Genomic DNA, 19583 nt, shown 5'->3' with positions numbered 1-19583 from the left:
CTTCCTCTGGAAGTCCGCAAGCCCATGATTTCGCGGAGTTTTGTGGGTAACGATGTGCTTGCGACGTCCAGCCGCGTCCTCCACAATTTCCTCACGAAACATGGGTGGCAACATGGGTTTTGTGGGTAGGAAAGGAGGGCGGCATGGCGGGATGACAGTTGCATCGGCTTAGCGCGCTGCGGGTCGCGAAGGCGGTGGATCCAGGACATTATGCCGACGGCGGTGGCCTCTTCATGCAGATCGCCGGCAGTGGCGCACGCTCATGGGTGTTTCGCTTCACGCTCGACAGGCGAGTGCGCGAAATGGGCCTCGGACCGCTTTCGCGAGTCTCGCTTGGTGAAGCGCGAAAGCTGGCCACTAGGTACCGCGAGATGGTCCGGGATCAGGTCGATCCCATCCTGGCACGGCGCGAAGAGCAGCGTCGTCGATTGCTCGACATCTCCGTCGATGCCAACGTGACGTTCCGTGAGGCAGCTGAAGCGTTCATTCGAGCGCACGAATCGGAGTGGCGAAACCGGAAGCACAGTCAGCAATGGGACAATACTGGAGTTGCCCCTGTAACTCAGGACACGCGGACACCGTTAGGTTGATGACACCGCAGCACGCCTGAACTCGCGAGGCGAGCGGTATTTCAGGGCTTTATGCGGGTGACGCTCATTGTAGTGTTCAAACGCAATAGCCAGACGTGAGAGCGCCGTTGGTGCGTCAGGCTTGTCCATATAGGCGACGTAATTGTGCTTCATGGTCTTCACGAACGATTCGGCCATGCCATTGCTCTGGGGCGAACGCACCGGCGTGGTCAGCGGCTCAAGGCCCAGTTCTCGAGCGAAGCTGCGTGTGCGGTGGTCGATGTAGGCCGAGCCGTTGTCCGAGAGCCATTCAATGGGCTGCGCGGCCTGCGTGGCGCCGAAGCGCTGCTCGACGGCTGCCAGCATCACGTCGCGCACTACATCACCGCTATGTCCGCCGGTCGTCGCCGCCCAACTAATCGCCTCCCGGTCGCAGCAGTCCAGCGCGAACGTTACGCGCAGCGGCGTGCCGTCGTCGCACCGGAACTCAAAGCCATCGGAGCACCAGCGGGTGTTGCTTCGGTCCACAGCAACGCGACCGTCATGGCGCCGCTTGTCTCGCCGCACGCCGGGGCGGCGCAGCAGCAACTGGTGCTCACGCATAACCCGATTCACGCGCTTGGCGTTGACGCACGGTGCGCCAGTCTGCTCTCGACTACGGCGCAGCAGCGCCCAGATACGCCGATAACCGTAGGTCGGCAGGTGCGCTACATGCCCCCGAATTTCCTCGACCAACCCGGTATCGTCAGTCGGGCGGACACGGCGGCCATCGCACCAGTCAGACGAACGAGTCCGCTTCACCACCACGGCAGAGCGCGCCACGCCGAGAACTTCGCAGACCGTCTTCATCGGTCGTCCCCTGGCAGCAAGGGCGAGCGCGCAATCAGGTTTTTTGACCGGCCCCAATCCACGGCTTCTTTCAGGATTTCGACCTCCAACGTCTTCTTCCCGAGTAGTCGTTGCAGTTCCTTGATTTCCTTGATGGCGGCGGCCAGCTCAGATGCGGGCACAACAGATTCACCTGCCTTCACCGCCGCCAGACTGCCTTCCTGGTATTGCTTGCGCCAGCCGAACACCTGGTTGGCGTTGACGCCGTGCCGGCGTGCCACGGCCGACACCGAAGCCCCCGGCTCCAGTGTTTCCTGCACGATGGCGATTTTTTCCTGCGCCGTGCGCCGACGACGGCGCTCCGGCTCGGTCAGAATTTCGATACTTTCCACGTAATGACTAGGCTTACTGATAGGCACAAGACTATCCCTTATTTTAATAGAGTCCTCGTGTCCTCAGATACGTGGGGCCGCTCCAAATACGCTGAAGACCTACGCCTATCCCATCATCGGCGATGTGCGTGTGCGCGACATCGACATAGCGATGATTGTCCGCATTCTGCAGCCGATTTGGACCAAAAAGGCAGAGACGGCGCGCCGTGTGCGGGGGCGCATTAAGGCGATCCTGGGCGCGGAGACCGTGATGGGCCACCGCGCCGGTGGTAACCCTGCTCGTTACGTAGACCATCTCCAACTGGTGTTACCACGGTCAAAGAAACGCTCGCAGGTAAAGCATCATCCGGCGTTGCCTTGGGAAGACCTTCCGACGTTTATCCGGGAGCTGGAGCTTCGTCCCCGACGCGCGGCACGGGTGCTGCACCTGCTTATTCTCACGGCGACTCGCACGAACGAGGCACGGTTTGCGCGGGTTGAGGAGTTTGACCTCGACAATCGTGTCTGGAGTATCCCGGGCGATCGTACGAAGAGCGGTCGACCGCTGCGCGTGCCGCTTTGCAAGCGTGCCGTCGAGATCGTACGCAGTGCGCTGCCGAAGGCGAAGTATGGATATTTTTTCCCGGTTGCACGGAAGGGCGCCCACTGTCGAACATGGCGATGCTGTCCCTGCTGAAACGCATGTCGTACTCCGGCAGCACCGTGCACGGTTTCCGGTCGACATTTCGTGACTGGGTCGCCGAATGCACCGACTATCCGGATTCTTTGGCAGAGGAAGCCTTGGCGCATATCATTACTTCGCAGACGATAGCGGCTTATCGGCGTCGCGATCAACTCGAAAGACGGCGGCTCATGATGGAAGACTGGGGGGCGTATTGTTCAGGCGGACACATGCTTGAAACGTCAATGGCGCCGGTCATGCCGCAAACGTTCGCTGCCTAGATCGACGCTGCCTCTGTTCTGGAAACGGTGCTGCGGGCCGGACGGGTTCGCACTTGCACGGTACCGCGAGTGCGAGGCTGTGTCGTCGGTATGTCGCTTGATCCTGATGCAATGCAGGCCGAATTCATCGGCATCTGTCGATATCGCTGCTATGTGTGAAATAGAGTTGCCCCGCAGACGAACGGTATGGATTCCAATGGACCGCAGGGAGTCTTCAACGTTGGTCAGATAAGGCGGATCTGAATCGGTTGGGCCGGCACGGCTTGATACAGATTCAACTGGGTCTGCAGCATGAAGCCGCGGGCCCAGAGGGTGTCCGTAGGGCGACCGATCGCTACGCTGCCGTGATCATTCGGCGATCAAGAAGCGATCACGTTTCTTACCCTTGATCCATGACGGTTCGCGGCCACGCCCGCTCCACGTTTTGCCCGTTTTCGGATCATGATACTTCGCCGTCGCAGGTTGACTGCCATTCGCGCCACGTGCGCGCTTACGGCCGAAGAGCTGTTCCGGCGTGAGGCCATACTCTTGAATGCGCGCACGAACTTCTTCGAGCACGGTCTCTAGTTCGGCCTGCCTGGCTTCTTCTGCTTGCACGAGCAGTGCTTCAGCCTTAGCTTTCAACTCTTGATAGGTGGCCATTCTTCACTCCACGTGGTTAAAGGAAACAGTATTGAAATGGTCGCTTCGAAGAGTCCAATTCGGCGCGATGCACCATGTCTGCGACATGTCATTGTCGGAGGCGTAATTGGAGCGATTACGCAATTTTCTCATCGTTTTGACCCGGAGTCGATCATTTATCGTCTCCGAGGCCGCGAATTTGGTGGGACATCGAAGCCATACATTGGATTATTGCGGTTGGGTATGCAAATTCCTGACGATCATCAGCAAATTGTCGAGCGATCGTACGTCGCCCACCGATGTACGGTCAACCGCTTCGATCCAGCAGGGGCGACGGCGGCCCTCTCTATTGAATTACGTCGTAGGAACAATGAGGAAAGCTATTTTTGTGTGCGCCAGACCGTGTCAACGCGTAAAACGTCAGACACGCCACGTTATTCTTTCGTACGTGCGTGACCTCGTGCAACTGACAGACCAACTCTGCGCCAATGTTTTGATTGGACGATCCGTTTTTTCATATCGTTCAACTTCGCAGACGCGCTGATCGGTACCCCCCCAATCTTCACAGTTGACACTGTTGCGAGAAGGAACGAAAAAAGATGAACCGATTTGCGCCAGCGCGATGAGTCCGGCCAGGTCGGTGCATCATCGGTCCGATTTCTCGCGGCGTGTGGAGTACATATCGCCACGTTCGAGGCGAGGCCTGTTATGGAGCAACGCGATAATGTTTGGCGATCGAGTGATACGAGCGCATGCTCGGCACTGGCCTGCGATTGCGCGACCTTACAGATTCGTTTGCGAAGGGCCGAAACGCAGATTCGGCGTCTCACAAGATGCGTTCAACTAAAAGACGAGAAGCTGTGCGAGCTCGGCAAGGTCCTGGCGAACTCGGCGACCGCGCACTACTGCGTTGAAGAGAGATTGCAGCGTGAACTTGACGCGTTGCGGATAGACCTGCCGGCCGACGTGCCGAGCGATCACTACGGTCCTGTTGATGGCAATTCGATGGGAGGCGGTGTAGTCGTTCGCCTGCCTTACCTGACCACGATCCTCTCAGTTTTGTTCGACGCGATGCATGTGTTCTGGACGGACTGCGATGACGGCCGTCTGCCAAAATCTTCGACTGTCGCTCATGCGATTGATGAACGTCTCGGACTGAGGGCACAGGCAAGCGGCGAAGGTTCACGGACCGGTCAGGCCTACGCGTCCGCCATCCGGCCCGATTGGGTAAAGGATGCGGATAACCGGCATCACCACCGGCGATCCACATCCTAGTTGTAGTCGTGGAAGTCGAGCACACCAATTTCGGCGAAGCGCGACGGTCGCCGCCGGGACCGGATCTATTGGACGTCTGCCGTGCAACGAGCAGCGCGTGGTACCGTCTCGGCCACCGAGCCACGAACATTCGGCGTGAACGGACGATGCCACGTGATTGAAGATCGGAGACTGTCGAGATCGGATCCAAGTTTGGCGAACGCGGCGGGCGTGAGATCAATGGCGCAGACCACGAACGGAGAGGTAGCGGTCTCCGGATGAGGTCCCACATACTGAAGATCGAGGCCAAAGCGGCGATACAGCCGTGCGATGGCTTGGGTGACGGCACCAATGATGCGGGTCGCGCCGAGGGATGCCGCGACGGCCATGACATACGGAAAGAGTTGCATGCCCGAGCCGGCGAACCGCGATAGCTCCCATACGGTCGGTGACGAGGGAAAATCGAGGTTCGACGATTGAGGAAGTAGTTCTCGGAGCAGGTACGGGGCGGTAGTTGGCATCAGACGTGCGCAACCACATATCTGCCCTTCGGAAGTGAGTTCAACAACCTGAATGGTGTATTCGCCATCGAAGTGATCCCATTCTATGGTTTCATTTTCCTTAACATCGGGTAGCGGCCAGCCGAGACGGCGCACGAACACGTCGTACCGGAACGCGCCGAGTCCATCACGAAGTTCAAGCGGTAAGTCGCTCAACCTACCCGCGATAATGAGTGGCATTTGCGTTCTCCATCGTTTATTGATGGGCGCCACCGTATCAAGTCGAAACAACAACAGGAACTAGTTAGGTAGGGAGGAGGTGCAGACGAATATTGGACGCGCATCATCCGTGCGAGATTAAAGATCTCTGGTTTGTCCGGAATTATTCAATATATGGGATTCGAGAAGCTCGGGGGCATGGTTAAATCATGCCGGTGACGCGCTCACGCATTATTCGGAAAATTTTTACTGAAAATAAGATGTTCAATCAAGTAGGCCGTAATTTGAGGCAATGACGGCGGCTGCTATCCTGCTATTCACGTTCAGTACCTTCATTGCTTCAGTGATATGATATTCGACGGTATGGCGGGATATTTCGAGAATCGTGCAGATATCCGTCGATGTTTTTCCTTGTGCGACCCATGAAAGACATTGGCGCTGACGCGGGGAAAGCTGAATGAACGCCTTCGGATGGGGAGGAGCGAATCGATCCAGCTCCAACCGAAATAGATTGCCGATTACGCTCGCGAGCTGCCGGCTCGTCCCTGCATTGATACGGGATGACGGCCCTGACAGATTGATGAGCAAAACACTGCCCCCGATCTCACGAATTGGAATGCTCAGGCCGTTTTTGAGTCCGGCGTCGCATGCTTCCACGAGCACATGTCGCTCAGCATGGTTCAAGTCGGTAATATCGCCCCAGCGATAAGGTCCTGAGGAAGTAAAAGCCGCTCGATGTACGGGATCAATGGGGCCATAGTTGTGCTGTAGATAGTGCTGCACCCAGTTATTGGGATAATGCGAGCAGATTGCCTCCATAGACATGCTAGGTCTAGAGCGAATGCAAGTCAGGGAGATCCGTGTGACGGAGTAACATGGAAAACCCAATGGAAGCACCGCATTGCCAAGCAAGTCAGAAAGAGAAGAAATATCCTTTGCATCGGTAAAGAGAGACAGAATTGGCGCCATTCGGGTGGCTAATGTGACATTCCACGGTGGTGGCTTGGATGCTTTTTTGCTTGTGCGATGCCGGAATCGCGTTCTCATGACTTCTACCTTACTTATTGCCTAGTGGCATTCAAGAGAAATGCTGGAGCAGGGCGCCAGCACTGTGGCAGCGACTCCGGCAAACGATATGGTAGTGGGGTGCTGAATACCCGCGCACCCGCTATGCGATGGCCGACGTCGGAGGTTACGTCGAGATGGACGTTGGGTGCGTAACTAGTGTGGAGTCTAATGGTTTGAATCGGAACGTCATCCAAAAGATTGTAATAATTTAATACGCGATTTTATTTTTAAAAGTCACCGTCTCGGAACAAGAACGATATTGCAACGTATTTAGCGATCGCGTGCCGCGCCATCAGCGAAATTTCCTGAATTCAACGATCCGGTTAACGAACGAAGAGTGCCGCTGCGGAAAATCCTCCCACTCCGCGGGCGCATAGCAGGAAAGGCTTACCGGGGACCAGATCATCGCAGTCGGCGAGATTGATGAATGGATCGCTGACCGTCACATGCGCGACGCGAGCAAAGTTGTCAGTAAACAGGCATCGTGCTGGAAGACCGAGCGATGCGGTAGTTCGGCGCCAGGTTGGCAGATCAAGATGGGAAGGCAAGATGCGCTGAATCTCGGTTGGGGGCACATTTGCTTCGGCGCTCGTTTGCGTCGCGAGTCGACGCGCCGCAAAGAAGTACTGAGCTGCGAAACGCGATTCATCTTCTCCCAGTGTGCCGCGCCAACCTTCTCCACTCGCGTGAAACGCCAACGAGACCAATCGATTGACCGAGGCATCGCGTTCGACGAGCACAGCACATGCGCCGTCGCTGAGCAATCCGGCCCCCGCGATTGACCGGTCGCTTGTAAGGGGCATGACGTCTGCGCCGACCAGCAGGCCGCGGTTGATGGCCGGGCGGGCGGCAAACATCGCGCGAATGATTCGTAGCGCGCCCAGTGATGAGGCGCAATGCTGTTGCGCAAACGAGAATGCCTCTGCCTGCTCGAAACCAAAGTGTTCGCATAGCAGGCGTGGCAGGGATAGCGGCGGAGGGGCGACGCTGCCCTGAAGCGTATGAACGTAGACGAGAAAGTCGATCGTGTCGGGAGCAAGATGGGTGGCACGAACGAGCGATTGGATGGCGTTCGCGGCGAGCGAAAGCGCAGTCTGTCCCCGAGCGTCATAGAATGAGCGCACCCCCGCTTCTTCGAGGCGTTTGACGGTCTCGACGGACTGCTTGGTTCGTTGGGCCCAGCTGCGGACGTCCTCGGCCGGCTCAGGCAGATAGTAAGCGGTATGGACGATCCCGATAGAAGCGCTCATGACGGGTTGAGATATAAGTGCGGCCTGCCATGCGATTCGAACAGTGCGCAACCGACGAAACCGCCCAGGCCGACGCCCCACGTCAGGATTCGATCGCACACTGACAGGTCGTGAGATTCGAGTGCGTTGGCGAGCCGCACGATAGGTTCGGCTGCGCCTAGATGGGCGCGGCGGCGGTCGGAAAATTCAACGACACGGCGACTGAGATGTCGGCAAATAGCTTCATCAAGCTGCGGATCTATTCCTGCTCCTACGACGGTGTCGAGGTCGTTCGGCTGAAGCGCGTGTCGGAGCAGTATCGCGTCGATCGTCGATTGCAGCGCCGGAACCCAATCGGTGCGGATGTCTAGGCTTGAGAGCGGGGCGGGTGGCGCGAACCGGTGGAGGCGGCTGGCGCGTGCGTCGATCACCACCAGTCCGCAAGACGCGGGTCTGGAGCGTTCCACGAGGATGGCACCGGCTGCATCGCCCTGCACAATTCCCTGATCCGTCCATCGCGGAAACGGTGGACACCACTTTTCTGCAGCGACGATCAAGATGGTGTGGATTTCGGGCTCCGCAATCAGCAGATCACTCGCCAGCTGGAGGGCCGTGAACGTGGAGGCCCCCTGCTGTTGGGAGATGGAGAATGGGAAGCAGGGCGTGCCGATTACTGCACGCAAGCGTCCAGCGGTCGTTGTGGACACATGCTCGTTGAGGCTACTGTGGCAGAACATTGCAATATCGATCGGGGCTTCATTGGCTGGCCGCGCAGCACATATTGTCTGCGCCACTTTCGCGGCGAGCCCGGATAGATCGTAAGCCGTCAATAAACGACGCCCTACCAATGGTAGGCAGAAGGTCAGATGCTAAGTGTCCGCGTGGACACATGCACTCAGACCGTGATGACAGAGAAACAGGACCTTCGAAGCAGACTGGTGGTTGGCCGCAGACGGGATGGCCGGCGGGAATTTGATGAAGATGCCGTGCGGGAGCTGGTCGAGTTTTGCCTGAGGCCGGGGGTATCGATCGCCCGGGCGGCCATGGACCATGACGTTAATCCGAACCAGTTGCGTCGCTGGATCTCGCGCCATCAGCAGCATACGCTGCAAACCCCGACGAGGCCGGACCCGCTGGTGATCGACGGCGTATCGATCGACATTCCGGGCACTGCACATCGGGTTCCAATGAGTGAAGCGCGAGCATTCGTTCCTGTCGTCACGACTGCGTCGACTGTGCCTGCCGCTTCCCCAGTATTGCCACCAGCCCCGTCGTTGATGGCGCTCTCGTTACATGTGCGCTTGTCCAATGGTGTCGAATTCGATCTCGGCGAGGCGAGTGTCGATGAGCTGGCCACGGTGATCCAGATGCTCGGGAGGCTGCCGTGTTCCGGTTCGACGAAGGGCTGAAGGTCTACCTGCATCGCGATCCCGTCGACTTCCGCATGGGCATCAACGGGCTGTCGATCCTGGTCGAACAGGCGATGCGCCTGAACTCAATGACCTCGGCGCTGTTCGTCTTCGGCAACCGCCGTCGTGATCGAGTCAAGATCCTCGGCTGGGGCGGCAACGGCTTCTGGTTGCTGCTCAAGCGACTCGAAGCCGACCGCTTCGTCTGGCCGAACGGCGGCGACACGATCACGCTCAGCACTGAGCAGTTGCACTGGCTGCTCGACGGCATCGACCTGGCCGTGATCCAGAAGCATCCCCAGCGATATTACGCGCGGATGAGCTGAACACTACGCAGATGGCATGGTCTAATCGGCCATGCCGAATAGCCCCGTCATGTTGAGCGCGGAGGAATACGAAGCGCTGATTGCCGCGAGCGCCGAACGTGACGCGCTGCGCGGTGAGCTTCGACTCGTGACGGCCCAGCGCGATCTGGCCGAAGAGAAGCTGCGGGCCTACAAGCACGAACTGTTCGGTGCCTCTAGCGAGGCGCGCCATGCCGACCAACTCGGCCTGTTCAACGAAGCTGAAGCATTGGCCACCACTACCGATGCGCCCGCGCGCGAGGACGCGCCCGGCACGTCTGTCGCCGCCCACACGCGAGGCAAGCGCGGACGCAAACCACTCGATCCGAACTTGCCGCGCGAGGTCGTGCGGCACGAACTACCCGAGTCTGAACGATTCTGCGCGCATGATGGCCAGGCTCTCGTCGAGATCGGCGTCGAGACGAGCGAACAGCTTGACGTGATTCCCGAGCAGGTCCGCGTCGTTCAGCACCAGCGCGTCAAGTACGCGTGCCCGTGCTGTGATCTCGGCATCAAGGTCACGCCGGCGCCAGCGCGTATCATCCCGCGCGGGTTGCTCACGGAATCCGCGCTGGCGTGGATCATCACTGGCAAGTACCAGTACGGTATGCCACTGTATCGCCAAGCCACGCTGCTGCGTCGCTTCGGCGGCGACATCTCGTCCAACACGCTGGCCGCCAGCGTGGTGCGGGTGGGACTGGCCACGCAGCCGGTGATCAACCTGATGCGCGACGCGCTGCTCGAGTCGGACCTGATCTACGGCGACGAGACAACGTTCCAGGTGCTGAAGGAACCGGGACGAAGGCCGCAGGCGAAGAGTTACCTGTGGGCGCAGGTCAACGGCTCGGGGCCACCAGTACGGATGTTCTCGTACTCGCCGGGGCGCGGCGCCCAGCATGCGCAGAAGCTCTATGCTGGCGTGCAGCCTGGCACCGTGCTGATGACTGACGGGTACGAGCTCTACAACGGAATCGCCCACGATCACCAGCTCGTGCATCTCGGATGCTGGGCACACGTGCGCCGCAGCTTCATCAAGGCCGAGGAGTCGGTGCCGAAGGCGGCACGCTCGCCGGATCTGCTGGCCACGCGCTTCGTCGTGCTGATCGGCAAGCTGTTCGCGGCCGAGGTGCGCAGCGCGAAGTGGAAGTCTGAACGTCGGCAACGACTGCGCGCTCGGTACAGCGCCCGCGTGCTCGCCATCATCGAGCGCATGCTGGTTGAGCATCTGCCGGGCGTCGTGCCGTCGAGTCTGCTCGGCAAGGCATTGCAGTACATGAGCGGACAGTGGCCCAAGCTGGTCCGATACGTCGGTAACGGCAACTGGCCGATCTCGAACAACCTGTGCGAGAACGCGATCCGGCCGTTCGTCGTCGGCCGCAAGGGCTGGCTGTTCTCCGATACTGTCGCTGGCGCGCAGGCCAGCGCCAACCTGTACTCCCTCGTCGAGACGTGCAAGGCGAACGGCGTCGAGCCGTATCGCTATCTGGTCTGGCTGTTCACCAGGTTGCCGCTCGCCGCAACCGCCGACGACTATGCCGCCCTCATGCCATGGAGCATGCCTGCCACTCCCAACCTCTGATGGGCGTCGTTAAAAGACCGCATACGATAGATCGGTATCGCGCTCAACAGGGACACAACGAAATTCGTCCGGCGCTGCGCTGATTGCAGCGCTTCCGGTTGAAGCCGCCTTCTGTGTGGGGTGAGGGGCGTAATCCGCTTGCCACGACGTGACCCAAGCGTGCCAACCGGACCGCATCGGAGCACTGAGCGGCGGCTCGATTCCGCGCTCACGCTGTACAGCGACTGTGTGCGGCACATAGCTGGCAAGTGCCGTGATCACAGGTGTATTCATGGTGCGCATGGTAGCGCGAGGTCGTCGGGCAGCAGGTCGTAAAGGAGCCGCCCGACGCGCATGCCATCGACGAGATGGCAGTCTCGTTGCTGTCCGATCAGACGAAAACCCAGGCGCGCGAGCAGACGTTGCGACGGAACATTACAGTCGACAGCCCATGCAGTGATGCACCGCAGCCGATCAAGGACGAACGCTTCATGAAGGAGGTATGTCGCGGCGTTGAAAGCCATATTGACGCAGGTTGGCCGCAACCGGTCGCGAAGGATCCAGAATGAGCCCGTCGCGAAGCGATGCGTGACATCACTGATGGCGACTATACCGCTCGGCACTGTATAGCCAACCGAACCGAATACGCGTATTCGATGCTGTCTGCTATGGACCATTGCTTGCACCGCCAATGCGGGTAGGGTTTGGCGGCCGAGCCCGAAGTCGAACCACCGGCTGATGGTCGGCTGGGCGAGCCAGACGACGATGTCGTCGATGTCATTCAGCCTTGGTTCGCGTAGCCAGAAAGTAGAGGACGTTGCATGCGATGCAGCGTTGTCCATTGAGGGCTGAGGCGTGCCATCCGTAGGGGCGCAGCCATTCATCCGTCGACCTCCTCGTTTGCCATCCGCGGCTCCGCGAGCCAGCCGAGCGCTGTGTCGATGCGCTGGAGCAGGAAGGCAAACCAGTGGCCCATCTGGACGCGGGCTGCCGGCGGGAGCCCTTCAACATAACCATGGCCGCCGCAAAGCTGCACGAATTCGCGACTGACGTTGACCGACTCGGCCGCGACGTGTCGCAGTAACTGACGGACCAGCGGGACCAGCGGGACCGGCGCCGACGGGAGAGCCGTACTTACTGCCTGCAAAAACAGGTGGGTGCCATGGGTGACGATCAGCATGTCGGATAATCGCGCCGCGACGAGCTGGTGGCTTGCTAACGGCTTTCGGAACGCTTGGCGAGTCGTCGCGTAATCGAACGCGAACCGGACGCTATGTTGCATGGCGCCCGTCAAGAGCGCAGCGAGATAGAGGCCGATTTCCGTCATGTACGTTTGCGCGGGAGGAACGCTATCGCTGTCGGCTCGCGCAATCACGGCGAGCGGCGTTTCGGCCGCGGCTTCGTCAGAATGCAATTGCTCCAACACGAGGGCGCCGAGCGTGGCGATGCCTGTCGATCCTGAAGATCGCCGATCGCGTGGGCACTCGGTAAGGAGGAGGCGCCGCTTCTCATCTATCCGCATGGTAAGGGTCACCGCGCCGCCCAGTGGGCCAAGTTGCCATATTGTCCCGTTGTCGATACCGGGCACGGACAACGCGATCGCTGTTGTGCCGTCGAAATACGCCTGAACAGGCCGAGCCAGAACTGGACCGAGCGCATTGTGCGTGCGGAGCACCATGAGCGCGGGTGCTGTCAGCGTCAACTCCAACGCACGCTCAAGCGGTCCGGCGGCGAGCGCTTCGACAACAAGTGCCAGGCCGTGACGGTCGATTCCCAGGCCGCCGTGTTCCTCGGGTAGGACCATTGCTCCAAGATCAAGTGTTGCGGCTGCGAGTCTGACGGTTTCTTGCCACGCTGCTACGCTGGGTGAACCGGCAAGCAAGGGCTCCAGTCGGTCGCGCGCGAAGCGTTGGCTCGCGATATAGAGGTTGCGTTGATCATCGGTCAGTGCCCGCGGCGCCGAAGCCGGCCCCGGCGGGAAGGAATCGGGGGAGAACATCACAATCCTCCACAAAGAACGAGGGTGGTCAGACGAGCATCTCGATCGCATCAGGGTGGCCAAGAAAGTCCCTGGGGCTGGCCGAGCGTCCATAGGCGCCCGATTGGAAGACGACCACAAAGTCCCCAATGTGAGCTTCGGGAAGCAGCACATCGTCGGCGATCCGGTCGAGCGGCGTGCACAGGCATCCGACGATGTGGCAACGTTCCGTAGGGGCTTGAGTTTGGCGATTCCCGATGGTGACCGGAAAATTGCGGCGCAGGATTTGCCCGAAGTTCCCGGATGCAGCCAGGTGGTGGTGCAGGCCGCCATCAGTGATCAGGAACGTTTGGTCTCGGGATACCTTGCGATCGATCACTCGGCAGACATAGATGCCGGCTTCCCCGACCAAATATCGCCCAAATTCCAGGACCGTGCGCGTGGCCGGGAAACGACTGCGAAACATCTCGAGCCAATCATTCATGGCCTCGGTGACCGCGGCGAGGTTGAGTGGTGTCTCCCCCGGGAAATAGGGGATGCCGAAACCGCCCCCGAAATTCACGTATTGCGGCGCGACCGACAAGTCACTGGCCAATCTGACGATCAGATCCGCACTCTTCCGTTGAGCCTCGACGACGGTCGGGGCGTGCAGACACTGGGATCCCCAAAAAATGTGAAAACCGGCCAACGTCACTTCTCGAGCATCGAGCTCGCGCAGTAGCGCGGGCACCTGCTCGGCATCGAGCCCAAAAGGGGTGGCCCCTCCACCCATGCGCATGCCGCTGTGATCGACGTGAAAGTCCGGGTTGACTCGAATGGCGACCTTGGGCTGAACGCCGAGCTCCCAGCCAAGGGCTGTCACGAGGTGCAGCTGAGTAATCGATTCGAGGTGAATGTTGACACCGCTTGCGACGGCGCGACGCAAGTCGTCGCGACTCTTGCCGGGGCCGGCGAAGCCGATCAGTTCTGCGGGCATGCCCGCATTCAGCGCAAGTGCCATCTCATTGGCCGATGCCACGTCGAACCCGTCCATCTGTGGCGCGAGGTGATGGACGACCGCGGGCATCGGGTTCGCCTTGACCGAGTAATGTAGGTCGATACCGGCTGGCAGCGTATCGCGCAGCGTGCATACACGCTCGTCGAGCGTTGCGCGATCATAGGCGAAGAACGGTGTGCGCCCTGCGCGATCGGCCAGGCGATTGATCTCGACGCCGCCGACGGTGAGAACACCTTCGCGCTCGCCAAACAACGCGTTCATGATTGCCTCACTTCGGATGCGGCGTCAGGGTCAGCGAAGACGGCGCGCAATGCGGCTCGATCGAATTTCCCGTTGGGGTTGCGCGGAACTGTCTCGCGGACCACGATGCGATGCGGCACCATGTAGCGCGGCAAATGCTCCACGCACCAGGCCTGAAGCACTTGAGCATCTAAGCCATTGGAGACTGGCACGACCAACAGCACGATCGCTTCGCCAAGTTCATCGTCAGGGATGCCTATGGCAAGCGCTTCCGTGACAAGACCGCTGTCGTGAACGACTTCTTCGATCTCTTCCGGGCTGATGCGATAACCAGAACTCTTGATTTGGGCGTCGTTGCGTGCGACGAAGTACAGGAATCCCTCTGCATCTCGCCGTACCAGATCACCTGACCAGACAGCACGATCTCGCGGCGCACCACCGGGTTTCAGCTCGGGCGAAGGTCGATAGCGCTGGGCTGTGCGCGTCGCGTCATTCCAATAACCGAGCGTGACGCAGGCTCCGACATGGACGAGTTCTCCAGTTTCGTTCGGTCCACAAGGCGAGCCATCATCGCGAACGACCAGAATTCGGGCGTTAGGTAAGGCTTTCCCGATGGAATCGGGGCGACGATCGACCTCTGAGGGGTCGAGAAACGTGGAGCGAAATGCCTCGGTCAGGCCATACATTAGATAGGGTTTGGCCTGCGGAAATAATGCCCGGAGTTGCTGCAAGACGGGCGCCGGCAGCTTGCCGCCGGTATTCGCGAAGTAGCGCAGCTTCCGGCGTGCCGTTTCAGGCCAAGCCGCACGGGCCAGTTGCATCCACAAGGGCGGCACGCCCGTGATCGCCGTAATGCGTTCGCTTGCGCAGGCATCGATGATGTCTTGCGGTGCCAGATAGTTGATGAGCACGGCGGTGGCTCCCGCCGCCCAAGTCGATGTGAGCTGACTCAGGCCAGCATCGAAACTGAGCGGCAGGGCGGCGAGGATTCGATCGGATGAGACGTTGTTCAGATAGTGAGCAACGCTCCAGGCACCTTCGAGCAGGTTGCGGTGGCTCAGCATCACGCCTTTCGGCAATCCAGTCGAGCCTGATGTGTAGAGAATGGCGGCCAGATCCGTGTCGACATTGGCCGACGCCGGTGATTGCGGTGGATTGTCACTATCGCGTTCCGTGCGATTTCCGCTCGCGGACTCGGGCCAGCTTTGAACGTGCGTTGTTGTTCGGAGATGTCGGCTTGCGGAGCCGGCATCGTCCACGATGATCGTGTAGGAAACGCCCGTAAGACCATGTTCGTCAAGGACCCGCGCGCGCAGCGCGCTGGTAATCAGGCAATCGGCACCGGAGTCGTGCAGGATGTGAGCGACTTGCTGGGGTTTGAGGAGCGGATTGATGGGAACGAACACACATTGCGCGGCGGCGGCACCCAGCATCGACACGACCGTCTCGATACGTTTGTCCAGATAGATCGCAATGCGCGCGCCGGCTGTGAACCCAAGTGCGTGGAGCGCGTCGCCCATACCGCGCGCGCGTAGAGCCAGATCTTGGTAGCGTATGCGGGCGGAACCGCAGACGAGCGCTTCCGCATCAGGTGTGCGGCTTGCAGCGGCTTGCACGAGGTCGAGTATGTTTCTCATGATGGTATCCGGATCGAATGTCGAGCGTTGAAAGGAAATCGATGGGCTGATCAGTGGCGGACCACCATCGCACCAAAGCACCCTGCCAGGCCACACGAGAACAGCAGCGACCTACCGCCCGGTTCCCGGTTCGAACATGTCTGGAAGTTAATGAAAGGATCGGCGCCAAAGACGTGGCCGATTGGCGCGAAGTTCGCCGTGAAGAGCCGCTCGCGAGGGATGGCTAGCATTGCCATCAGCCTGGACCAGCCCGGAAGATTGGCGTGATGCGGGAGTACGTGTGTAATCTCGCGTGTCGTGACGCCCGCTTGCTGAATGGCGGCACGCATGGTCGTGAACGCAGACCAGTAGTATCGATCGTCGGGAACCGGCTGCAGATCCTCGTCCGTACCGCGGAAGGATCGTCCGTCTGTATACAAGTGCAAGCCCGCGATGGCGTTTCGGTGACCACCTCGTTCTAGCAGCAGCGCACAGGCACCGTCGCTATGGAGTGCAAGATCCTGGATTGCTCGCAGCCGATCGCAGTGGGATCCGATCACATCGGCGCAGACCACAATTGCGCGCCGGAATGCGGGCCGTCGCAGAGCGAGCACCTGCAACACACGGATTGCGGCCATTGGTGAGACGCAGTGCTGTTGCGTGATTGAAAATGCCAGCGCACGGTTCAGATTCATTTGGGACTGGATCTGTTGCGTAGTACTCGCGGGTGGTGCGATAACGCTGGTCTGAATCGTGTGCGTGTACACGAACGCATCGATCGTTTCGGGTGCTGTTCCGGTGTTGCGCAGCAGGGACGATACAGCGTCGACGGCAAGTGTCACGGGCGATTCGCCAGCTGCGTCGTGGAACTGCGTTACGCCGTTTTCGATCAGTGCACGCGCACGAGTCGACGGCTGACCACAGCGCTCCGCCCAGCGATGCGCATCCACAGTCCGATCTGGCAGGCTGAACGCGATGCCAGACAGAGCAAGGGAGCTGGCTTGTTGCGACGCAATCATGATCCACCTCGACGAAATTCAAGGAGCGCGCAACCGGCTTGCCCTTGGAAACCGGCGCACCAAACGAGGGCATGTTGCCCCTCGTTAGGGTTGATCGATTGCAGCAGCGCGTCGAGTCGCGCAGGCGTGTCGGCTGCGCAGAAATGGCCGGGCGCGTCCATGCATATGTGGCAGGCACGTTCGGGCCGTAATCCACAGCGCGTGTGGATTTCGTGAGCCAGATGAGTGTCGATTGGCGCGGGAAGTACCCAGTCGACATTGCCAGGTTGAAAACCCGCGCTTGCGCACGTCTCGCCAATGACATCCATGAGGGTCGATGTGTAGATGGGTTCGCGCTCGCTTGCCAGAGGTGGGATTCCTGGCGTCCGTACCGTGAGCCCGCGTACCCGCCATCCGGGGCTGGGGTGTCTCGCGATCAGGACGGCAGCGGCCCCGTCGCCCATGTCGACCAGTGCACCTATCCGACGTGAGAATGGCCGGCGCCAGCGCTCCGCGGCGACAATCACGACGGTATTCATTCGGCTGTCAGCGGCCATCATCGCCACGGCAATTTCCAACGCCATCAGAAACGACACGCCTTGAAGCTGGCCGACCGCCAGCGGTGCTCGGCTTGATCCAAGTTCGCTGTGGAGACGGCAGGCGCACGACAATGCCAGATCATGCTCGAAGCTCGTTGTGCATACGATGATTTGATCGAGTGTGAGCGCCTCGACCTGAGATGACGAGTCAAGCAGCGTTCGCACAGTGGCAAGTGCCATGTCGGACAATGTCTGGTCGGATTCCGCAGCGACCCGGTTTTCAGTAGCCCGTGATACTTGCGGCAACGGAATACCGGCCACGCCAAATGGGGCACCACGGTCGCGCCACCGCAGCGTATCGGCATAGACTGCTTGCATCACGTCCTCTCGTTCGGACCCACCCGACACCATGAATGGTTCGATATGTGCATTGGCCGGGACATCGTGCAGCGGAATGTATCGCGCCGAGGCGACAATGCGCGGCTCGGCGCCAGTGAGGTTAGTTGAAGGACGCATGGGATTCGACGAAAGAGACGAGATTGCCGAAGCGCAGGAACAGATCGGCGGATAGATCCTCGGGGGCCAGCGTGAAGCCGAAGCGCTGTTCGAGTTGCAGCAGCAAGTCCGTCATATTCATCGAATCCACACCGACATCGAAGAGGTTGGTGTCGTCTACGATGAGATCGGTGCTCAGGGTGCTGCCAAGTACCGATAGCAAGCAAGCTTTCACTGTCTCTGACACGCTGGGGGAAACGGGATGGGTTGCCATGAACGATCTCCAGTGCGAAGTTCGGACGGGTTCAGGATGGGTGCGCTTCTGTAGAGCGGTGCGGCGCGGGAGAGATGACCTCCCAGGGAAGAGAAGCCGAGCGGAGTGTAGAGCGAGCAATCATGAGCCGCTGCAGGTCCCCGGTACCTTCCATGATGTCGAAGGCCTTTGCATCGCGATAGCTTTGCTCAAGCGACGGAAAGGCAGCGATACCATCAAGTCCGGCGAGATCGATTGCAGCTCGGGTGATGCGGGCGGCTACTTGTGACGCGTACGCCTTGGCCATTGACGCGTCCACCGAAGTGGCCATTCCTTGATCTTTTTTCCACGCCGCGTGTCGGCAGAGCAACTGGGCTGTAGTGATTTGCCGATCGATATCGAGCAGAGCTTCGTTCACGTCGGCAGTGCGATTGCGTTGATTCACAGGATGTCCGCCTGCGTCGAAGTAGGCCGCGAGATCGTCGCGTACTCGTCGACATGCGCCGACCATGACCGCGGAAAGTAGGGGGCGGAAGTAGTCCCATGCGTGTTGTGCGCCCGAAAACGCGTCGTTGAGAGGCTTTTCGTCACCGCGTCTGAGAAGTGCGTCGTCGGGTACTTCGCAGTCGTTGTAGGAGAGAACCGCGAGTTGACTGGCGCGCAGCCCGGCCATTTGCTCGACGCGATCGACGGAGAAGCCCGGGGTATTGCGATCGACATGGAACGCTCGAACACCGAAGCGACCAGCGTGCCGATTGATGGTGGCGAACGTGATGACATCGTCTGCGCGTGCGCCATTGGTGATGAAGCACTTGGTGCCGTTCAGCACCCAGCCGCGCGCCGTCTTGCGAGCGGTGGTCCGCATCGCGGTCGCATCCGAGCCGCAGTCGGGTTCCGTAATGGCAAACGCACCCCAGCGCGGTGTGTCGCTGCGAAATCGTTTGAAGAAGCGAGTCTGTTGCTCGCCGCTGCCGAGTGCGAGGACGGGCGGCATTGCGAGGCCGGGGCCGGGCAGCGCGAGTGCTAGTGCCGCGTCTGCATATCCGAGATATTCCATCAGTGTGGTGCGCGACATTAGTGATTGCACGTCCGTGCAACCTCCGTACGCGGCCGGAACGAGATTCAGGTTCAGTGCAGGTACGTCCGAGGGTGCGCAAACTGCATCTGGAATCTGCCGTGTCCGGTCGGCTTCGGGGCCGTGCAAACGCATGCGTGCAGCAAGCTGATCCAGTTCCAGCCCGTCGGCCGAGAAGTTGGCCCGGATGGTCGCAAGCGTGGATTGCATCTGAGACGACTTCACCGACTGTGACATGAGGGATTTCTCCAGATGGCTACCGACATCGAGTGACCGACGTGCAGGGAAGTGATGGGTACTCGGCGTATGGTGTTCGGATTGCAGCGTAGGTCCTGGTCACTATCCCGGCTACTCCTAACCTTGGGAGGGAGGCTTGCATGGAACCGGAATTTTGTCCGTATCGGGCGCGGATGCCCGATAATGGCGCCGGAATACAGCAGTGAATGGCCAACGACGGAC

Annotated in this window: 19 protein-coding genes and 1 pseudogene; 6 read left to right on the top strand and 14 right to left on the bottom strand. The window is 59.9% G+C overall.

Annotated elements, in window-relative coordinates; translation table 11 throughout:
- Nucleotides 1-233: 233 nt before the first annotated feature.
- Nucleotides 234-590, top strand: coding sequence for an Arm DNA-binding domain-containing protein (locus tag WS87_RS31295; RefSeq protein WP_442861415.1), 357 nt, complete (start codon nt 234-236; stop codon nt 588-590).
- Here the strand turns inward: WS87_RS31295 and WS87_RS31290 are convergent.
- Nucleotides 582-1780 (bottom strand): IS3 family transposase gene (locus WS87_RS31290; protein WP_179952362.1). Its coding sequence is split into 2 segments (ribosomal slippage): nt 582-1465 and nt 1465-1780, totalling 1200 coding nucleotides; the frame shifts between segments, so codons are not numbered across the junction. The genes WS87_RS31295 and WS87_RS31290 overlap by 9 nt on opposite strands.
- Before the next feature lie 94 nt (nt 1781-1874).
- On the opposite strand from WS87_RS31290, the pseudogene WS87_RS31285 reads away from it, so the two are divergent.
- Nucleotides 1875-2731: pseudogene (locus WS87_RS31285) on the top strand (tyrosine-type recombinase/integrase); the annotation flags it as partial.
- A gap of 348 nt (nt 2732-3079) precedes the next feature.
- Here WS87_RS31285 and WS87_RS31280 read toward each other — a convergent pair.
- Nucleotides 3080-3373, bottom strand: a complete 294-nt coding sequence (locus tag WS87_RS31280) for an H-NS histone family protein (protein ID WP_082750711.1) — start codon at nt 3371-3373, stop codon at nt 3080-3082.
- A gap of 687 nt (nt 3374-4060) precedes the next feature.
- Between WS87_RS31280 and WS87_RS31275 the strand changes: the two genes are divergently transcribed.
- Nucleotides 4061-4627: a hypothetical protein gene (locus WS87_RS31275; RefSeq protein ID WP_082750712.1), complete on the top strand. Its 567-nt coding sequence runs from the start codon at nt 4061-4063 to the stop codon at nt 4625-4627.
- Nucleotides 4628-4692: 65 nt separating this feature from the next.
- Here WS87_RS31275 and WS87_RS31270 read toward each other — a convergent pair whose 3' ends face one another.
- The 4 genes from WS87_RS31270 to WS87_RS31255 form a co-directional block, all read right to left on the bottom strand.
- On the bottom strand, nt 4693-5346 hold the full coding sequence (locus tag WS87_RS31270) for an acyl-homoserine-lactone synthase (RefSeq protein ID WP_082750713.1): 654 nt from the start codon (nt 5344-5346) through the stop codon (nt 4693-4695).
- Nucleotides 5347-5589: 243 nt separating this feature from the next.
- Complete coding sequence (locus WS87_RS31265) at nt 5590-6372, bottom strand: helix-turn-helix transcriptional regulator (RefSeq protein WP_082750714.1); 783 nt, start codon at nt 6370-6372, stop codon at nt 5590-5592.
- A gap of 344 nt (nt 6373-6716) precedes the next feature.
- The gene (locus WS87_RS31260; RefSeq protein ID WP_059820110.1) at nt 6717-7643 is read right to left on the bottom strand and encodes a 3-oxoacyl-ACP synthase; all 927 of its coding nucleotides are present in this window, start codon (nt 7641-7643) and stop codon (nt 6717-6719) included.
- A complete protein-coding gene (locus WS87_RS31255) occupies nt 7640-8452 on the bottom strand; it encodes a 3-oxoacyl-ACP synthase (protein ID WP_159085729.1) in 813 nt (270 codons plus the stop codon). The genes WS87_RS31260 and WS87_RS31255 overlap by 4 nt, the downstream gene beginning before the upstream one ends.
- A gap of 36 nt (nt 8453-8488) precedes the next feature.
- Here WS87_RS31255 and WS87_RS31250 point away from each other — a divergent pair, with 36 nt between their 5' ends.
- The 3 genes from WS87_RS31250 to tnpC are packed head-to-tail and all read left to right on the top strand — an operon-like array spanning nt 8489 to nt 10954.
- Nucleotides 8489-9031 carry a transposase gene (locus WS87_RS31250; RefSeq protein WP_059531437.1) on the top strand — a complete coding sequence of 181 codons (543 nt, stop codon included), beginning with the start codon at nt 8489-8491 and terminating at the stop codon, nt 9029-9031.
- Nucleotides 9007-9357, top strand: a complete 351-nt coding sequence (gene tnpB, locus WS87_RS31245) for an IS66 family insertion sequence element accessory protein TnpB (RefSeq protein WP_059531434.1) — start codon at nt 9007-9009, stop codon at nt 9355-9357. The genes WS87_RS31250 and tnpB overlap by 25 nt, the downstream gene beginning before the upstream one ends.
- A gap of 31 nt (nt 9358-9388) precedes the next feature.
- Nucleotides 9389-10954 carry an IS66 family transposase gene (gene tnpC / locus WS87_RS31240; RefSeq protein WP_059820731.1) on the top strand — a complete coding sequence of 522 codons (1566 nt, stop codon included), beginning with the start codon at nt 9389-9391 and terminating at the stop codon, nt 10952-10954.
- 269 nt (nt 10955-11223) lie between these two features.
- Here the strand turns inward: tnpC and WS87_RS31235 are convergent, their stop codons facing one another.
- The 8 genes from WS87_RS31235 to WS87_RS31200 form a co-directional block, all read right to left on the bottom strand.
- The gene (locus WS87_RS31235; protein WP_236873272.1) at nt 11224-11775 is read right to left on the bottom strand and encodes a GNAT family N-acetyltransferase; all 552 of its coding nucleotides are present in this window, start codon (nt 11773-11775) and stop codon (nt 11224-11226) included.
- 38 nt (nt 11776-11813) lie between these two features.
- Nucleotides 11814-12932, bottom strand: coding sequence for an acyl-CoA dehydrogenase (locus WS87_RS31230; RefSeq protein WP_059815429.1), 1119 nt, complete (start codon nt 12930-12932; stop codon nt 11814-11816).
- 28 nt (nt 12933-12960) lie between these two features.
- Nucleotides 12961-14169 carry a pyridoxal-dependent decarboxylase, exosortase A system-associated gene (locus WS87_RS31225; protein ID WP_059815426.1) on the bottom strand — a complete coding sequence of 403 codons (1209 nt, stop codon included), beginning with the start codon at nt 14167-14169 and terminating at the stop codon, nt 12961-12963.
- Nucleotides 14166-15785 carry an acyl-CoA ligase (AMP-forming), exosortase A system-associated gene (locus WS87_RS31220; RefSeq protein ID WP_059815422.1) on the bottom strand — a complete coding sequence of 540 codons (1620 nt, stop codon included), beginning with the start codon at nt 15783-15785 and terminating at the stop codon, nt 14166-14168. The genes WS87_RS31225 and WS87_RS31220 overlap by 4 nt, the downstream gene beginning before the upstream one ends.
- Before the next feature lie 50 nt (nt 15786-15835).
- Complete coding sequence (locus tag WS87_RS31215) at nt 15836-16783, bottom strand: 3-oxoacyl-[acyl-carrier-protein] synthase III C-terminal domain-containing protein (RefSeq protein WP_059815419.1); 948 nt, start codon at nt 16781-16783, stop codon at nt 15836-15838.
- A complete protein-coding gene (locus tag WS87_RS31210) occupies nt 16780-17679 on the bottom strand; it encodes a 3-oxoacyl-[acyl-carrier-protein] synthase III C-terminal domain-containing protein (RefSeq protein ID WP_159085728.1) in 900 nt (299 codons plus the stop codon). The genes WS87_RS31215 and WS87_RS31210 overlap by 4 nt, the downstream gene beginning before the upstream one ends.
- A 121-nt stretch (nt 17680-17800) precedes the next feature.
- On the bottom strand, nt 17801-18070 hold the full coding sequence (locus tag WS87_RS31205) for an acyl carrier protein (RefSeq protein ID WP_059815416.1): 270 nt from the start codon (nt 18068-18070) through the stop codon (nt 17801-17803).
- A 31-nt stretch (nt 18071-18101) separates the two neighbouring features.
- Nucleotides 18102-19361 (bottom strand): acyl-CoA dehydrogenase family protein, encoded by a 1260-nt coding sequence (locus tag WS87_RS31200; RefSeq protein ID WP_059815412.1) that lies wholly within the window; start codon nt 19359-19361, stop codon nt 18102-18104.
- Between the last annotated feature and the right edge of the window lie 222 nt (nt 19362-19583).

Origin of the sequence: Burkholderia sp. MSMB0856, from assembly GCF_001524645.2 — a bacterium.
Lineage (GTDB): Bacteria > Pseudomonadota > Gammaproteobacteria > Burkholderiales > Burkholderiaceae > Burkholderia > Burkholderia diffusa.
This window is presented reverse-complemented; position numbering and strand designations above follow the sequence as displayed.

Bases quoted from the DNA above. Each gene is read 5' to 3' on its own strand.
- WS87_RS31200 (WP_059815412.1), bottom strand. From the start codon at position 19,361: ATGTCACAGTCGGTGAAGTCGTCTCAGATGCAATCCACGCTTGCGACC.
- WS87_RS31210 (WP_159085728.1), bottom strand. From the start codon at position 17,679: ATGCAAGCAGTCTATGCCGATACGCTGCGGTGGCGCGACCGTGGTGCC.
- WS87_RS31260 (WP_059820110.1), bottom strand. From the start codon at position 7,643: ATGAGCGCTTCTATCGGGATCGTCCATACCGCTTACTATCTGCCTGAG.
- WS87_RS31250 (WP_059531437.1), top strand. From the start codon at position 8,489: ATGCTAAGTGTCCGCGTGGACACATGCACTCAGACCGTGATGACAGAG.
- WS87_RS31205 (WP_059815416.1), bottom strand. From the start codon at position 18,070: ATGGCAACCCATCCCGTTTCCCCCAGCGTGTCAGAGACAGTGAAAGCT.
- WS87_RS31230 (WP_059815429.1), bottom strand. From the start codon at position 12,932: ATGTTCTCCCCCGATTCCTTCCCGCCGGGGCCGGCTTCGGCGCCGCGG.
- WS87_RS31225 (WP_059815426.1), bottom strand. From the start codon at position 14,169: ATGAACGCGTTGTTTGGCGAGCGCGAAGGTGTTCTCACCGTCGGCGGC.
- tnpC (WP_059820731.1), top strand. From the start codon at position 9,389: ATGCCGAATAGCCCCGTCATGTTGAGCGCGGAGGAATACGAAGCGCTG.
- WS87_RS31270 (WP_082750713.1), bottom strand. From the start codon at position 5,346: ATGCCACTCATTATCGCGGGTAGGTTGAGCGACTTACCGCTTGAACTT.
- WS87_RS31215 (WP_059815419.1), bottom strand. From the start codon at position 16,783: ATGATTGCGTCGCAACAAGCCAGCTCCCTTGCTCTGTCTGGCATCGCG.
- WS87_RS31235 (WP_236873272.1), bottom strand. From the start codon at position 11,775: ATGGACAACGCTGCATCGCATGCAACGTCCTCTACTTTCTGGCTACGC.
- WS87_RS31275 (WP_082750712.1), top strand. From the start codon at position 4,061: ATGGAGCAACGCGATAATGTTTGGCGATCGAGTGATACGAGCGCATGC.
- WS87_RS31220 (WP_059815422.1), bottom strand. From the start codon at position 15,785: ATGAGAAACATACTCGACCTCGTGCAAGCCGCTGCAAGCCGCACACCT.
- WS87_RS31280 (WP_082750711.1), bottom strand. From the start codon at position 3,373: ATGGCCACCTATCAAGAGTTGAAAGCTAAGGCTGAAGCACTGCTCGTG.
- WS87_RS31265 (WP_082750714.1), bottom strand. From the start codon at position 6,372: ATGAGAACGCGATTCCGGCATCGCACAAGCAAAAAAGCATCCAAGCCA.
- WS87_RS31295 (WP_442861415.1), top strand. From the start codon at position 234: ATGCAGATCGCCGGCAGTGGCGCACGCTCATGGGTGTTTCGCTTCACG.